We start from the raw sequence: 17,022 nt of genomic DNA, 5'->3' as shown, positions 1-17,022 counted from the left end.
ACGAAAAACGACAAAGGGTGCCATACGGCACCCTTTTTTTGGTTTAGTTGAACCCAACTACACACGGTTTTGCGCGTAAGCGGCTAACTCATCCATTGAGGTTTGTGCAGCAACTTCACCATCAATGTAGTAAGTAACAAACTCACCATCGCGTACACCCATGAGTGTCGCCTTTTCACCGTTACTGTAAGTAATATCCATTTGAACAGTGTTCTCATCGATTTGCTGCATTCGCCCCTGCTCAATGACACGGTTATCCGCTAATGGTGCAATTGGTGCCGTCGTTAACGATTTATCTAACTGGTGGTTTACATCAATGTAAGTATCTACCTTTGTATCGAAGATATGTGGCTTACCATTTAACGGGTTCTTACCCGTCCAAAATTCTAGAGAGTTAAACACGATATAATCCGCTGCGATCGCGACACCATAAACAGGCGCTAAAAGCATATTTAGGCCACCTCGAGCGTAACGGTTGTCAACAGCTTTCAAGTTAAACCCCATGACATAACCTGTCACGGCATTACTACCTACGCAACCTGAAAGTGAAACTGCTACCGCAGTCAATGCACCAATTTTAGCAATTGCCTTTTTCATCAAAACCTCTAGTTAGAAAGTGTGAAACCTCAAATTCGGCGCGGATATTATCGGATAAAAAGTAGGGTTAAAAGTCCGTTTTTTTGTCCTCCATGAACAGTATTATTTTTAATACAGTCACATTTTTTAAGGCTATTATTGCGCTCTCTTCTCTATGGCTTGTTATGTATTAAACTGATAGAAAAGATCATATTGAAAACAAAAACTTCACACATACCAAAATTTCACGCATGACGATTAAAGTAATTTGTCGTGTCCTTAATGAGAATGATTAGTGCGATTTTGCAGCAATTGTTACATTGCTGATGACGCATTTGACAGAGATGGTTTATGGCCAGAAGTAAAAAAAGCAAAGTATTTGAGCTCTTAGGACATCAAATACAACCAGGACAACGATTAGAGATCGAATTTGAAGCAGCGAAGCTATATACACATTCGCCTTTATCTATTCCTGTGGAAATCATCCATGGGAAACAAGAAGGACCAGTGTTAATGGTGAATGCCGCTATCCATGGTGATGAGCTTAATGGCGTAGAAATCGTTCGTCAGATCATTAACCAACTGGAACCACAAAAACTGAAAGGCACTGTCATTGCAGTACCTATCGTTAACGTTTTTGGTTTCATCCATAAATCTCGTTACTTGCCCGACCGACGAGATCTCAACCGTTGCTTTCCTGGCAGTGAAAAAGGCGCACTTGCATCTCGTATGGCACACGGGTTCTTTAACAACATTGCCAAGCGTTGTGACTACATTTTGGATCTACACACAGGGGCAATTCATCGCACGAACTTACCACAGATCCGCGCAAACTTAAGCAACCCAGAAACTCTGCGTATTGCTCAAGCATTTGCAACGCCAGTGATTGTTGATTCAGCATTGCGTGATGGCTCTTTACGCAGTGAAGCAGAAAAATGTGATATTCCAGTGCTCACCTACGAGGCTGGCGAAGCATTGCGCTTTGATCCACTTTCGATAAGCGCTGGTGTACTCGGGGTTCGGCGCGTAATGCAAGCCATTGGTATGTTGCGTGCGAGCAGGAAAAAGCTGCCTGAGCCTATCATAGCGAAGTCCACCAGCTGGGTTCGCGCGTCAGGTAACGGCATTTTGCGTACTGTCGTTAATCTGGGAGACAAAGTAGAACAGGGGGAAACGCTCGCTTATATTAGCTCTCCTCTTGGTCATGATGAGATAGAACTAAAAGCCCCGAAGCGTGGTTTGGTTATCGGTCAACAAACATTACCATTGGTGAACGAAGGCGATGCAATTTTCCACCTTGCCTATTTTAACCAAGGTGATAATGCTTTAGAGCAAGCAGTCGAAAGCTATATTGAAGGCCTCACTGAATTCGATGCCGAGCCGCTGACCACCGGACAGATACCGTTAGAAACTCAGTAATTCCTACCAAGTAGGCGCCTGATTAGCTCAAAAGGAGCAACAGTGCTCGCACTATCTTGTTTAAAAGCCAATAAGCTCAGCATCCATGATGCTGGGCTTTTTGTTTTATGTAAGCTAACGATACTTATCGTAGTTTCCACGAATGGATAAAAAACTTTACAATCCATCGCAAAAACACATTTGATAATTAATCTCATTATCATTTATTAATCGTAATAATGTTCTTATAATCCGAGCTTCATAAAAACACTATAAATCATCAATATGAAACGATTAAAAAGTCATCCATTCAAAGTAAATCTCATTTCACTGGCTTTGCTCTTCCCTCTTTATTCATATGCCGAGACAGCGCCAAATGAAGAGCTTGAAGTCATAGGCGTTCGTTATGCCAAACCTATTACCATTGCTGAGCCTGCGCAAACCACCATTAATTGGTCAGAGATTGAAGAGCAACAGTACTCTAATTTTGCCTCAATGATCGATGCCGTTCCCGGTGCATCAATAGATGGTGGCGGTCGTTCTGGTGGCGAACGTATTAACATTCGTGGTTTTGATGATCCAAGCGATATCGCCGTCTTTGTCGATGGCGCTCCAATTGGCTTTCAACAATACCGCTACGGTACCTTCTTTTTTGATCCGTTCTTAATTGGCGAAGCAGAAATTATCAAGGGCGCGCACGACTATCGAGCACTCAACGGGAAGTTTGGTGGCTCCATTCGCATTAAAACCAAAAGTGTCGATGATCTCCTGTACGGCGAAAGAAACTTTGGTGCTCGCATCTCAAGTGCATACAACACCAACGGCGATGAGAACGCCTACACACTAACACTCTATGGTAAAAACGATACTGGTTTTTATTTTCTAGCGAATGGCTCGGTAAAAGATTCTGATGACATTAAAGTCGGAGGTGGTGAAACGCTAGATTACTCAGGTTATGAGCAAGAAAACATGCTCGTAAAGGTCGGTTATGAAAATAACGATCACGAGTTTGAAATTAGCCATACTCGCTACAAAGATGAAGGTCGTAAACCTTGGGCTAACCGCCGCGGAAAAATGCCTAACATCACCGAATACAATATCAAGAAATACGGCTCATTAGAAAAAGCCCAATACGCTTACACCGTCGATAACAAATACACGGACAACACCACAACCATCTCTTACCACTACATGCCGACTAACCCGTATATTGATTTCAATATCAAAATGGCACGTTCCGAAAACGATCGTCATTGGGTTCGCCCTGACGTAGCATTCGAGAAAATGTTCGTTTCTGTTGGCAGTTACGGTCATGAGTCATGGCTGAGTTACGAGCGTGACTACGTTGATGTGTTTAACCAAGCGCAATTCGGAGACCACACTCTAGTCACTGGGCTTCAATATCAAAAAACCGATAGAGACTCGTTGGTATTCAACGCATCATACGACAGTAATGAAGCGAAAAACTACGGTTGGTACACCCCTTACTACGAACCATCTGGCACGCAGTCAATTTATGCCGCTTACATTGCTGATCACTATCAAGCAACAGACCGCCTAACAATCACACCTTCTCTGCGTTACGAATACATCAAGAGTGAAGGAAAAGGGAACGCAGCGCCGGATTATAATGATCCAGCTGCCGGACATAACTACGGTGAAACGACGCATAAAGGCTTTAGCCCACGTTTGGATATCGACTTTGATGCGAGCAATAATACGCGTTTAAACGCCTCCTACGCCTACGCTTTAAAAGCACCAACCGTTGATAACATCTACTCAGTGCAATATGCGCGAGCTACCGCTACGGCTACTGCTTTGAATCTGGACGTGTCTCGTATCCATGCTTATCAAGCAAGCGTTATCAACTTAACGGAAGGGCTGGTGAACTCTCGCGATAACCTCGCAACAGAGTTAACTATGTTCTATAACGATGTTAGCGACACAGTTGATATACGAACGGGCGAAAACCTCGACAAAAATACTACTGAGTTACAAAGCTGGAATACAAACCTAGATGGCTTTAAAAACTATGGCTTTGAGCTAATTTCACAATACCGGATTGAAGATTTCTACAGTAATTTCTCAGCAAGTTACATTCGCGGCAAAAACAAAGGTAGCCTATCTGACTCTACAGGTTCAGATGATGATCATCCTGATGTACCGCCATTAAACATTAATCTGGGTTTGGGTTACGAATGGATTCCTGGTTTACGTACGGGCTGGGAAGTCCGTTGGTATGATGCGCAAACCAAAACCAAGGCAAGCGGTAATAATTTAAAAGTGAAATCGCCAAGTGAGCAATACACGCTACAAAACGCTTACGTGGTTTGGGAAATACAACAAGTCGAAGGCTTGAGCGTTGGCGCGGTTGTGAAAAACTTAACCGATCGTTACTACGAAGCATACCTATCTAATGGCGTGCCTTCGCCTGGTCGCGAAGTCAAACTGCACCTCACTTATCAATACTAACCATACCTAAAAGATGCAGGGCAGACATTAACTGCCCTGTTATATCGTATCCAATGGCCATAATTGCACGCCGTTTTATTTATCAGTATTATCATTTCCTTTTGCTTGCATACACATTATGAACAATCTAAAAACACGGCTTCTTCTGATTTGCTTCTTCCCTGTAGGTAGCCTAGCGCAAGCTTCTGAGAACATTGCAGACTACTTACAAGAACAAAGCAAGCACCAAGTTTCAGAAGATTTTTACGCACAGCCAACAGCAAATAACCTGAATCTAGATGCAAAAACTAACTCTTTAACTTGGCACGAAGATGGTAAGCCGGATCACTGTCGTTACGCCAAGCAGCCCAAAGACGTCGCAACACATTTCGACTACGGTGAAGCAAACGATCTATCTGACGGCTTACAACACTTTGATTTACCGGAAAGACATTCTGCAAAGGTCAAATCGACACATCGCACTTATGCTAATAACCCTCACCTTCTTCCTGGCAATAAACAATTTGCAGCCCCTGAAGACGGCACGTTTAGCCTGTCCGTATCATCGGATTGTTTTTAGCCGATATAAATAAAAAATGCCCTGAGACAAAACTCAGGGCATTTTCACTATTTGTTTGATGGGTAACGTCACCATCTCACCGATTTAAACTTATTCTTCGTCAGTGTCTACTTCGGTTTCACGTGCTTTGCGGGCTTCTTCTTTACGAACTTTTGCCGCTAGTTGTTCTGCTTCACGCTCTTGACGTTGCGCTGCTTTACGCTCGTTACGAACCACTTGGTTTTGGATAAACCCAGCCAGTTCTTGTTCAGCCCAAGCTTGTGCTTTCTCTTCGCTGTCAAAGCCTGTTTCACGCTTTGATACTACAGTCTTACGAGATGTCACTTGGCGAGTGATTTCTGCGCTCCAGCCGTTACGTTTTTCAGTGACTCGGATAGCAAATTTTGGATTCTTAGACATTTCTTTCATTTCCTAAGGGATTTAGGGATCAATCAGGGATTCGGTCAACTTGATAACTCCATCTAAGCTGAGCTGTTTAACACCATCCCTTGGTAAGCGCGGTATTAGAGCATAAAAGTAATCTAAACGCTGCAAGTTTTTTACGCTAGATAATAGATGACAAAGAAGAGGCAGAACAAAGCAACGTTTCGCCAAGTCACTAGAAAGAGTGACGAAGAAAAAAGAGTGATAAGAAAAAAGAAAGCGCTGATCTCTCAACCAACGCTTTACTTAAGCTAGATTAACCTTTGGTTAATTAACCGATATTCTTACGAGCATTTTGGAACATACGCATCCAAGCGCCATTTTCACCCCAACCTTCCGGAGCCCAAGAATTTGCAACTGTGCGGAATACGCGCTCTGGGTGAGGCATCATGATAGTTACGCGACCATCTGCTGTTGTTAAACCGGTAATCGCGTTTGGCGAACCATTCGGGTTGTTCGGGTATTGTTGTGTTGGGTTACCGAGGTTATCCACGTAACGAACCGCAACCGTACCTGATGCTTCAATCGCTGCTAGGTGCTCTGCATCACGTACTTCTACACGCCCTTCTCCGTGGGAAACCGCGATTGGCATACGCGAACCAACCATGCCGTCGAAGAATACAGAATCAGATTTCTGAACTTCAACTAGACTAAAGCGCGCTTCAAAACGCTCAGATTCGTTGCGCACAAAACGTGGCCACAAGTCTGCACCTGGGATCAGCTCTTTCAGGTTTGATAGCATCTGACAACCGTTACATACACCTAAAGAGAACGTCTCTTCACGGTTGAAGAAGGCTTGGAACTGTTCACGAGCTTGTGCGTTAAACAGGATAGACTTAGCCCAACCTTCACCCGCACCTAGTACGTCGCCGTAAGAGAAGCCACCACAAGCTACTAGGCCATGGTATTCATCCAGTACCGCTTGGCCTGTTAGGATATCGCTCATATGGATGTCGGTTGCTTCAAAACCAGCTCGGTCAAACGCTGCTGCCATTTCGACGTGGGAGTTAACGCCCTGCTCACGTAGAATTGCCATCTTAGGTTTAGCACCTTTCGCAATGTACGGTGCTGCTACGTCTTCATTTACGTCGAAGCTGAGCTTAACGTTTAGACCAGGGTCAGAGTTGTCTTTCTTAGCTTCGTGCTCTTGGTCTGCACACGCTGGGTTATCACGTAGACCTTGCATCTTATGCGTTGTTTCAGCCCAGATAACGCGTAGTTCGGTACGTGAACGTTCAAGCACAACTGCATCACCAGAAGTGATAACAAAGTCGTCTGAAGCTTCAACAGAACCAATCACATGTGAGCATGCCTCTAAGCCGTTTGCCGCCAGAGTAGATAGAACTGAATCTAGATCATCATTCTTAACTTGAACAACCGCACCTAGCTCTTCGTTAAATAGAACGGCTAGCGCATCGTCACCCAGCTCTGCGATGTTCGCTTTTACGCCACAGTGACCCGCGAACGCCATCTCAGCCAGTGTAACAAACAGACCGCCGTCGCCTTTATCGTGGTAGGCCACTAACTTGTCATCACGTACTAACGCTTGCATTGCATCAAAGAAGCCTTTTAGCTGCTCTGCATTATCTACGTCAGCAGGTTTGTCACCCAGCTGTTTGTATACTTGTGCCAATGCTGTCGCACCTAAGCGGTTTTTGCCGTTACCCAAGTCAACAAGAACTAGAGAAGTATTTCCTTTGTCAGTGCGTAGTTGTGGAGTCACGGTCTTACGTACGTCTTCCACACGACCAAATGCCGTGATAACTAGCGACAGTGGAGATGTGACTTCTTTGCTCTCGCCGTTTTCTTCCCACTTGGTTTTCATCGACATGGAGTCTTTACCAACTGGGATAGTCAAACCTAAAGCAGGACACAATTCTTCACCAACCGCTTTCACTGCTTCGTAAAGACCCGCATCTTCACCTGGGTGACCCGCTGGAGACATCCAGTTCGCAGACAGTTTAATGTGTTTAATATCACCGATGTCTGTTGCCGCAATGTTAGTTAGTGACTCACCAACGGCTAGGCGAGCCGATGCTCCAAAGTCTAGTAATGCCACTGGCGTGCGCTCACCCATCGACATTGCTTCGCCATGGTAAGTGTCGTAGCTTGCCGCTGTTACTGCGCAGTTTGCTACTGGTACCTGCCAAGGGCCAACCATTTGATCACGAGCAACCAGACCCGTTACTGTTCGGTCACCGATAGTAATTAGGAATGTTTTTTCTGCAACAGCAGGAAGACGAAGTACGCGATCCACCGCTTCATTAAGCTCAATACCATCACGAACAATGGCAGGGCTTTCCACTTTTAGTGTGGTTGCGTCACGGTGCATCTTCGGTGGCTTACCAAGCAGGATATCCATTGGCATATCGATTGGCGTATTGTCGAAGTGAGAATCTTCTAGCGTTAGATGACGCTCTTCTGTTGCTACACCCACCACTGCATACGGTGCGCGTTCACGCTTACAGATTGCGTCGAATGCTTCCATGTTTTCTGGCGCTACCGCTAGAACGTAACGTTCCTGTGATTCGTTACACCAGATTTCCAGTGGGCTCATGCCCGGCTCATCGTTTGGTACATCGCGTAATTGGAACTTACCGCCACGCTCACCGTCGTCGACAAGTTCAGGCAATGCGTTAGAGATACCGCCTGCACCCACATCGTGGATAAATGCGATTGGGTTGTCGTCGCCTAACTGCCAACAACGGTCGATCACTTCCTGACAGCGACGTTCCATCTCTGGGTTTTCACGCTGTACTGAAGCGAAGTCCAGATCTTCTGCTGACTGACCAGATGCCATGGAAGATGCCGCACCACCACCAAGACCGATGTTCATTGCCGGACCACCAAGTACGATTAGGCTCGCACCCACAGGGATCTCTTTCTTCTGTACGTGTTCATCGCGGATGTTACCCATACCACCAGCAATCATGATTGGTTTGTGGTAACCACGAATTTCTTCACCCGCATGAGAAGTGACTTTTTCTTCGTAAGTACGGAAGTAACCCAATAGATTTGGACGACCAAATTCGTTGTTGAATGCCGCGCCTCCTAGAGGGCCTTCAAGCATGATGTCTAACGCATTTACAATACGACCCGGCTTGCCGAAGTCGGTTTCCCATGGCTGTTCAAAACCAGGAATACGTAAGTTAGAGGTTGTAAAACCAACCAGACCCGCTTTTGGCTTACCGCCGATACCCGTCGCGCCTTCGTCACGGATTTCACCGCCTGAGCCAGTCGATGCGCCCGGCCATGGAGAGATTGCCGTTGGGTGGTTGTGCGTTTCTACCTTCATCAAGATGTGCGTATCTTCATGGTGGTACGTGTATTGACGAGATTTAGGGTCAGGGAAGAAACGCCCCGCTTTAGAACCTGTCATAACGGCTGCGTTGTCTTTGTATGCAGACAGTACATAGTCAGGTGTCGTTTCAAAAGTGTTTTTGATCATTTTGAACAAAGACTTAGGTTGATCTACCCCGTCGATAGTCCAATCTGCGTTAAAAATTTTGTGGCGACAATGCTCTGAGTTCGCCTGAGCAAACATCATCAATTCAATGTCGTTTGGGTTACGCCCAAGCTTAGTAAAGTTCTCTACCAAGTAATCAATTTCATCTTCTGCGAGTGCCAAGCCAAGGGAAACGTTTGCCTCTTCAAGCGCAAGACGACCGCCAGCTAAGATATCAACATGTGCGACAGGCTTAGGCTCTGCAACAGTAAATAATGCTGATGCGGCTTCAAATTCTGTGAATACTGTTTCCATCATGCGGTCGTGAATTAACGCTTTAACAGCGTCAGCTTGAGCTTCTGAGAGAACAACTGAAGATTCGACATAATAAGCCGTACCACGCTCTAGACGTTTTACTTTATCCAAGCCACAGTTAACAGCGATATCGGTAGATTTAGAAGACCAAGGCGAGATAGTGCCAGGACGAGGCGTGACAAGAAGTAGAAGACCTTCAGGCTCATGCTCTTCGATGGTTGGACCGTAAGTTAGTAACTTTTCAAGTTTTTCTAACTCTTGGTCATCAAGGTCTGACTTTAGATCGGCAAAGTGCATAAACTCGGCATAAATGCCAGTTACAGGCAGATCTTGTTCACGACAAAGTTCCAGTAGTTTATTAACACGAAACTCAGAAAGAGCTGGGGAGCCACGCAAAATTCTCATGTGCTTAGGTCTCTTATGCAATTGATTAAGGTGATATTGGAATAAATTCAGACACTTAAAATAAGCCCTGTCGAACCTATGCCGATTCCACCTCGTCATTGCGAGCGCATTATATAGTAATTGTTTTTGTGATGTAACACCAAAAGCAACCGTTTGCGTCATTTTTTTTGTCAAATTTGAATTACAACTAAAATGTCGATAAAACACACAATGTCACGTTATAAGTGTGTGATTCACTTTGCCCCATGAGCTCGCTTTGATATAAAGGCAAATAGAAATTTTCCAAGATGTACCTATTAATGCAAATAAGTCACTTCAACCGGCTCAAGCGCAGTGCTCTAATTTTAGTTTCTGTTCTTTTGCTCTCAGCTTGCCAGATTGAGTCGGAGCCCAAAAGTGAATTTGAAAAAATTCAAGAACGTGGTGTGCTTCGTGTTGGCACGCTAAACAATCAGCTTTCCTACTACATAGGTCCCGATGGTCCCGCAGGGTTGGATTACGAATTGGCGCGTCAGTTTGCGGAGCAGCTCGGCGTCAAACTCGAGATTAAACCAGCCTTTCGCCAGGCTGAGCTTTTTCCTGCTCTTAAGAAAGGAGATATCGATATCATCGCTACGGGTTTAAATCAAACGTCACAAGCAGTCAAACGATTTAGACCAGGCCCTGCCTATTATTATGTAAGCCAACAAGTGGTATATAAAAAAGGGCAACTTCGACCACGTGATATCGAACAACTCATTGAATACCAAGCCTCGAAAGACGACGAGTCCGACGAAGATACAAATGCAGGCGCTCAAACATTAAAGATCGTTGAACAATCGCAATATGTTCCGACCCTAACAGCGTTAAAGAAGCAGTATCCAGAACTTCAGTTTGAAATTGTTGGTGATGCTGACACGAGAGACTTACTCAAATACGTATCGACGGGTGAGTTACGTTTTACTGTGACTGATTCGGTAGAACTTTCCCTAGCTCAACGCCTTTACCCCGATCTTGCGCTCGCGTTTGAACTTACAGAAGATCAACCAGTGTCTTGGTTTACTCGACGTTCTGAAGACGAAAGCTTGTATGCGATGCTGATAGAGTTTTTCGGTAACATCAAACAATCAGGAGAACTGTCCACTCTCGAAGAAAAGTACATTGGTCATATTGAAGCATTTGACTACGTTGATACTCGCGCATTCATTCGAGCTCTGGATGACAAATTGCCTAAATGGGCACCTTTATTCCAAAAATACAGCGAAGAGTTCGACTGGCGATTAATTGCAGCATTGGCTTATCAAGAGTCACACTGGAAACCAACAGCAAAATCGCCAACGGGTGTTAGGGGGATGATGATGCTGACTCTGCCAACAGCGAAAAGCGTCGGGGTAACAAACCGTTTAGACCCTGAGCAATCTGTTCGTGGTGGTGTCGAGTACTTACGTCGTATTGTAAGTCGCGTGCCTGATAGCATTAACGAGCATGAAAAAATATGGTTTGCGTTAGCTTCATACAATATTGGTTACGGCCACATGATGGACGCACGACGACTCACCAAAGCACAAGGTGGCGATCCGAACGCTTGGGCCGATGTAAAAGATAGGCTGCCTTTACTGCGTCAGAAGCGCTATTACAGCCAAACTCGCTATGGGTACGCCAGAGGCGATGAAGCGCGTAATTACGTAGAAAATATTCGACGTTACTACCAATCCATCATTGGTCATGTCAGCCAACAGCCAGCGATTGATGAGAATAGCGATGACTTGCAAGTGATTCCGCCGCTCAACCCCGACATTTTGATATCGGGCGCAGTAGAGACCGTCGTAGAACAAGTCTCTGGCGCTTCTGACGTCACGGTTGAAGAAGACACCGAACAAGAAAGCATTGAAGAATAAACCCGCGGTAAACTAAAAAATGACGAGCCTATGAAGCTCGTCATTTTTGTTGAGTCCTAACGAAAACTTATCTAGACTCCAATATTCTGAGTGACACCAACCACACTCAACCATTCCTTTGGTTGGTCGCCTTTTCTTCATCGTTAGTAAAACTGATTGCTTTGTAACAGATTACTTTACAACCACATGGTTTAGCTCACTTGATGAAGCGGCGCTTTCGGCTACACTCTGCCGAAATAACGTCACTCCTATTATTAAGCATCGTATTGAAATTGTTTGCTGGCTCTGTGCAATGCAGAAGTCAAATGAAGAACGTTTAAACCATACAATGTTTAGTGCGATTATCGAGCCTATTGCCAAGCATCGATGAGCCGCACTTTACTGGTATAAGTCTTGTCTGCAGGAGGTTTTGAATATGAGAAGACGTAGAGTGCAGTCAAAGCGTTTAAATAACACAGTAGCTGCTATCCGACGTAAACGTAAACTGACATGTATGAAAAAGAAAGTAAGTTCACGTAATCGTGTTTTTGTACATTTAGTCAATCACTAGTGCGTCCAAGCAAACATCTACCACGTTGTAGGTGTTTGCTAGCCCTCACTACTCCTACTACCTTGTTCGCTCTCTCCATTTTCTAATGCTTTTTGTGCTTGCTTCTTCGCTTTAATTTCCTTTCGGCGGCGCTTAAAAAACGCTTGTAGCTGAGTACGGCACTCATCTTCTAGCAGCCCCTTTTCAACTAAGGCGTAATGGTAAGCGGCTTGGCTTTCAAACAAATTAAGCACTGTTCCTGCAGCTCCAGCTTTTAAATCTGGCGCTCCAAAAACAACCCGCTTAACGCGGCTATGCAATAAGGCTCCGGCACACATTGGGCATGGCTCAAGTGTTACATATAACGTCGTATCCAGAAGGCGGTAATTTTCTAGCTTTTGGCCTGCTTTACGCAGCGTTTGGATCTCAGCATGTGCGGTAGCGTCATTAGTACCAATAGAGCGATTCCACCCCTCAGCGATAATTTCACCATCTTTGACAAGCACTGCGCCAACAGGTACTTCCCCCTCAGCTTCTGCTTGCTCAGCAAGCTCCATCGCTCTGCGCATAAACAATTCATCTTGAGGGGAAAACGGATGGTTAGACAAAGGAGGCTCCAAAGAAACAAAAAACGATTGAAGTCAGGAATTTTATCACCAACTTCGGTTTCACTACAGCAACACATCACGGGACAAAGTCTGCAACCCCAAAAAACCTAGTTACAAGACCTATCGATGTTTGTTGTGCGAGAACAAAAAAGCGCAGATCGAAGACCTGCGCTTTTCGGCTGCCAATTAGTGGCTTTCACACCCTACACGTTTTTACATTGTGTAAGTGTAAGGAGCTTGAATGCCTAGCGGGATACCTACCATCCAATAAGCAACTAGGAAGATAGACCAACCGATCAGCATTGCGATCGAGAATGGCATCATTAGTGACGCAAGCGTACCGATACCAGCCGACTTCACATAACGCTGACAGTAAACCACAACAAGAGGGAAAAATACCATTAGAGGCGAAATGATGTTCGATACAGAGTCACCCACACGGTAAGCCGCCTGAGACAGCTCAGGCGAGATACCAACCGCCATTAGCATTGGCACTAGGATTGGACCAATTAAAGCCCACTTTGCCGATGCCGAACCAATAAGTAGGTTTACAGACGCGGTTAGAAGGATCATACCGATGATGGTCACTTCACCTGGTAGGTTCATCGCTTTTAAGCCTTCTGCGCCATACAACGCTAGCATCGTACCGATGTTTGACTGAGCAAATGCAGATAGGAACTGAGCACAGAAGAATGACATAACAATGTATGCGCCCATGGTTGACATAGTATCAGCCATCGCTTTGATAATGTCGTTGCTGGTCTTGAACGTTCCAGACACTTTACCGTAAACGTAACCAGGAATGATAAACAGAATAAAGATCAACGGCACGATAGACTTCATTATCGGTGCTGAGAAGGCAGTAATTTCACCTTCAGGCGAGCGAAGTGCTGATGTTTCTGGAATTAACGCTGCAACAAGTAAAGCAATACCCGCCATCATTGCCCAACCTGCATAACGGAATGCTTTTGATTCCAGTTCAGTAAATGAACCTAGGTTTGGCGCGGTTTCCGCATCATCATCAATTGGCATTTTTGATAAACGAGGCTCGATGATTTTCTCTGTCACGTACCAACCAATCCCCACAATAATGATAGAGGATAGGCCAGTGAAGAAGATGTTCGCTAATGGGTTAACCACATATTCAGGATCAAGAACCTGCGCCGCAGTTTGCGTAAAGCCAGCCAATAGCGGATCGATACCTGAAGGGATAAAGTTTGCAGAGAAGCCACCAGATACACCTGCAAATGCTGCCGCAATACCTGCTAAAGGGTGACGACCTGCCGCATGGAAGATAATACCGCCAAGAGGAATAACCAGAACATAGCCTGCATCTGCCGCAGTATGCGATACAATGGCAACCAAAATAAGCATTGGAGTAAGAAGCTTAGCTGGCGTGAAGTTCAGCATCTTCTTAAGACCCGTCGTAATAAAGCCCGAAGAATCTGCAACACCCACACCTAGCATTGCGACAAGTACGATACCCAGTGGCGCAAAGCCAGTAAACGTCGTCACCATGTTAGCAAGGAAACTTGCTAGCGCTTCGCCCGTAAGTAAGTTGGTGATACTAAGAGCTTCGCCCGTTCGAGGGTTTGGAAGATCGAATGATACATTCGACAAAAGTGCTGACGCCGCCCAAGTAATGATCAATGCCCAGAAGAACAAAATCGCAGGATCAGGAATTTTGTTACCTGTCCTCTCGATAAAGTTTAAAAAGCGCTCCATCCCGCTCGGCTTCGATGATGGTGCCTTATTTACAGCTTGGTTACTCATGGTAACTCCATAGTGAATGATGTTGGTGCCAAGGCCTATTTGAATAATTATAACGACCTACTATCCAACGAGTATTCTAGTAAACACTAATGGAGAAAGCACAAGGTTCTAGATTTTTTTTCATAATTGGAGACATATTTTGCAAAAACACCACTTCAATTAAACATAATAAAAACAGTAGCACATCAACTCAATTAACAGTTCAAAAACCATTTATTAACCGTGACAAATCCGGTATCAAACAGGAATTACACCCGCATTTGTCTCAGCCCATGTATGCAATTGAACTTAGTTTTCGAATTCACTGTACTGTGAAATCATAGTTTTCAGCTGAACGGATTGCGTCTGCCCCATTCTATCTTCCCAACTTGTTGTGATGATGATCGTCTTTAGTGAACCTGATACAGTAGCAGGTGGCACATCCCACTCCACCGTGTACGCTCCAGTGGCGGAAGATCCTGTCACGATAGAGGCAAAACTGGCAGTAGAAATCGTAGAAAGCGCATCCGAAGCACCACGCGTTCGGAACCATTCAAGCTGGTTCTCTGTTAGACGCAGTGCTTCAATACTTTTTATGGCATATTCGGATTCGCGTTCTAGATACACGTTTAGCTTAGTTAAACCTAGAGCCCCAACACCGATAAGCAGAAAAGAAATTAGAACTTCAAGAAGGTTAAAACCTTTTTGTTTAGAGATCATTCCAAGAGCCCTTTTTCCAATGTGCTTTCTTCAGCTTCTCTTGAGGCTCCTCAATTACATCGCGATTGTATTGGAATGATAACGCGGCATTAAAGAGTGCAAATGTTCCTGGTGCATCCATGACAAATCCTCCTAACGGGTTAAATGCACCGTGCTGAAAATAGCCAACCTTTGCCTTTTCCATAGGCACTGTTGTTTTTAAAGCCGCTATGACGCCATCCAATTCGGCATCATTGGCAGAGCCAGACCAGTCGGTAAAATCAAATGTAGCCCCAGTTGTAGGTTCGGTATACAGCGGAGAAATAAAGTGGTAAAGCATTCCTTTGAAATCCTGCGTGCCTATCGTAGAAAAAATACCGTCTTGAACGACTAGAATTATCCCGCTCCCACCCAGGCTATTATCTATGGCGTTCTTTATACTCGTAAAATCGGCCGTATTAATTTCACAGCCACCATAAACCCAAATAAGATCTTTCCCATTTTCGATATTGCTAACAATCCCCTCCGCGCATGTCTCGTTGAATACAGGAGAAGGGAGATCTGCTTTTGAGTTCAATTTCATACTATTTAATGACAAGGGTACATATCCGAACAGGGAATTATCCGACATCACATCGAACCACTCACTTCGAGGGACATCAAATACATCTTTAAACGGATCCATATCCGAAGACTGACGATAATCACTCTCAGATGCAGCAACACTTGTTCCCCAACTATAGTGAGTAGATGCGCACTTTTGTTCTTGTCCTGCAGGACTGTCAGGGAAACTCGAATAAGGCTTATCAGATAGCTGATAGGGGTGAAAAGTGTTTACACTTGTTGCATAAAAAAAGTTGTAGTAAAGAACAGAAGTGCATTCCCAGAAATTATTACCGATACTTTTACTCGGATCTGGAGAGCTCGTATATGAGCCATTAATCACGAGGTCGGATTTAGATTTTATCGCTCCAGCCCCACTGCTTGTAGGTAGTTTAATGGTCTTTTTAATTTCCCGATTACCTATCGTTGAAGTCACTAGACTTGAAGAGCCCGAGGAATATGTTAAGGCATCAAGCCCCATAGCTGTGATGCAATCATTCACATTAGTTGGCAATGTTTTATTTATTTTTGTCTTGCTATAGACGCACTCTAGCCCTCCTTCTGCACGCCAATGTTCCTGTCTTGCTTCAATTTGATTATTGGCTCGTTTAATTTGGTAAAAGAGGGATTTATAGCTACCGAGAGACATCATTAATGCCACAACTAGCAATACGCTCACAACTAACAACGCAGCTGCACCTTGTTGTTTCTTCATTACTGCCAGTTCCTTTGCATCGCAGTAAACGACTGCTGAGTGTGAATATCAGTCGCATCTTTCAATTCGGTTCCCAATGTAACGGTCACCAGTACACTTTTTGCATCAGTGCTTTCTAACAGTTCACTAGTAAGGTCAAAACGATTAACGTGAATAACTTTCTTATCAAAAAGATTTTTACATGAACCAGTGCCTGCAAGGTTAATCACGTCATCAACATCCCATATCGTTGTTTGCTTTTTTTCACAAACAAATAGCGACTCTGGCGTGCTAACTCGTTGCTCATAAGCTACGTTTTTATATAAAGGAAAAGAGCTAGCGCCAGCGCCAGAAACACCTATGTAATAAGCATAAGCAATCACCCCTCTATCAACATCATCGAGAGTGTAAATTGTGTTTGATGAGCCAGATATTTTTATAGAATTGCCATCGTTACCATCAAAACCAGCACGCTGAATGTCACTCTTGAGCATTTGCACAACACTTTCAGAGTTCTGTAACAACATTAGCTCTTTGGACCGTTCCATTATCACCCTTTGACCACTCACATAGATTGACCCCACTGTAGCAAGAGAAATAAGCCCAAGTGCCGATGCGATCATAAACTCAACAAGGCTTGCCCCTTTTTGTTTAAACATAATCATCC

12 protein-coding genes are annotated in these 17,022 nt (G+C 44.5%); 4 read left to right on the top strand and 8 right to left on the bottom strand.

Going from position 1 to position 17,022, the window contains the following annotated elements; all coding sequences use genetic code 11:
* Positions 1-57 precede the first annotated feature (57 nt).
* Entirely contained in the window at positions 58-597 is a 540-nt protein-coding gene (locus tag R7Z47_RS15605; protein WP_005381596.1) for a DUF3332 domain-containing protein, read from the bottom strand.
* 330 nt (positions 598-927) lie between these two features.
* Here R7Z47_RS15605 and R7Z47_RS15600 point away from each other — a divergent pair, with 330 nt between their 5' ends.
* The 3 genes from R7Z47_RS15600 to R7Z47_RS15590 all read left to right on the top strand — a co-directional run bounded on the left by R7Z47_RS15600 (position 928) and on the right by R7Z47_RS15590 (position 5,005).
* A complete protein-coding gene (locus tag R7Z47_RS15600; protein ID WP_222712424.1) occupies positions 928-1,995 on the top strand; it encodes a succinylglutamate desuccinylase/aspartoacylase family protein in 1,068 nt (355 codons plus the stop codon).
* Positions 1,996-2,259: 264 nt separating this feature from the next.
* The gene (locus tag R7Z47_RS15595) at positions 2,260-4,446 is read left to right on the top strand and encodes a TonB-dependent receptor domain-containing protein (protein WP_053306531.1); all 2,187 of its coding nucleotides are present in this window, start codon (positions 2,260-2,262) and stop codon (positions 4,444-4,446) included.
* 118 nt (positions 4,447-4,564) lie between these two features.
* Positions 4,565-5,005, top strand: coding sequence for a hypothetical protein (locus R7Z47_RS15590; protein WP_005381599.1), 441 nt, complete (start codon positions 4,565-4,567; stop codon positions 5,003-5,005).
* Between the two features lie 90 nt (positions 5,006-5,095).
* Here R7Z47_RS15590 and R7Z47_RS15585 read toward each other — a convergent pair whose 3' ends face one another.
* Together R7Z47_RS15585 and purL are read right to left on the bottom strand one after the other, a co-directional pair.
* Positions 5,096-5,404 carry a DUF3622 domain-containing protein gene (locus R7Z47_RS15585; RefSeq protein WP_025998700.1) on the bottom strand — a complete coding sequence of 103 codons (309 nt, stop codon included), beginning with the start codon at positions 5,402-5,404 and terminating at the stop codon, positions 5,096-5,098.
* A 295-nt stretch (positions 5,405-5,699) separates the two neighbouring features.
* The gene (gene purL / locus R7Z47_RS15580) at positions 5,700-9,593 is read right to left on the bottom strand and encodes a phosphoribosylformylglycinamidine synthase (protein WP_213906113.1); all 3,894 of its coding nucleotides are present in this window, start codon (positions 9,591-9,593) and stop codon (positions 5,700-5,702) included.
* 299 nt (positions 9,594-9,892) lie between these two features.
* On the opposite strand from purL, the gene mltF reads away from it, so the two are divergent.
* A complete protein-coding gene (gene mltF, locus R7Z47_RS15575; protein ID WP_031779069.1) occupies positions 9,893-11,470 on the top strand; it encodes a membrane-bound lytic murein transglycosylase MltF in 1,578 nt (525 codons plus the stop codon).
* Positions 11,471-12,058: 588 nt separating this feature from the next.
* Here the strand turns inward: mltF and tadA are convergent.
* The 5 genes from tadA to R7Z47_RS15550 form a co-directional block, all read right to left on the bottom strand.
* Entirely contained in the window at positions 12,059-12,607 is a 549-nt protein-coding gene (gene tadA, locus R7Z47_RS15570; RefSeq protein ID WP_031780849.1) for a tRNA adenosine(34) deaminase TadA, read from the bottom strand.
* 213 nt (positions 12,608-12,820) lie between these two features.
* Positions 12,821-14,380, bottom strand: a complete 1,560-nt coding sequence (locus R7Z47_RS15565; protein WP_017820592.1) for an AbgT family transporter — start codon at positions 14,378-14,380, stop codon at positions 12,821-12,823.
* A 288-nt stretch (positions 14,381-14,668) separates the two neighbouring features.
* The gene (locus R7Z47_RS15560) at positions 14,669-15,079 is read right to left on the bottom strand and encodes a prepilin-type N-terminal cleavage/methylation domain-containing protein (RefSeq protein WP_031780848.1); all 411 of its coding nucleotides are present in this window, start codon (positions 15,077-15,079) and stop codon (positions 14,669-14,671) included.
* A complete protein-coding gene (locus R7Z47_RS15555; RefSeq protein ID WP_262606888.1) occupies positions 15,069-16,376 on the bottom strand; it encodes a hypothetical protein in 1,308 nt (435 codons plus the stop codon). The genes R7Z47_RS15560 and R7Z47_RS15555 overlap by 11 nt, the downstream gene beginning before the upstream one ends.
* Positions 16,376-17,014, bottom strand: a complete 639-nt coding sequence (locus R7Z47_RS15550; protein ID WP_262606887.1) for a PilW family protein — start codon at positions 17,012-17,014, stop codon at positions 16,376-16,378. The genes R7Z47_RS15555 and R7Z47_RS15550 overlap by 1 nt, the downstream gene beginning before the upstream one ends.
* Positions 17,015-17,022: the final 8 nt, after the last annotated feature.

The organism is Vibrio sp. 1641, assembly GCF_033339995.1.
Lineage (GTDB): Bacteria > Pseudomonadota > Gammaproteobacteria > Enterobacterales > Vibrionaceae > Vibrio > Vibrio alginolyticus.
This window is presented reverse-complemented; position numbering and strand designations above follow the sequence as displayed.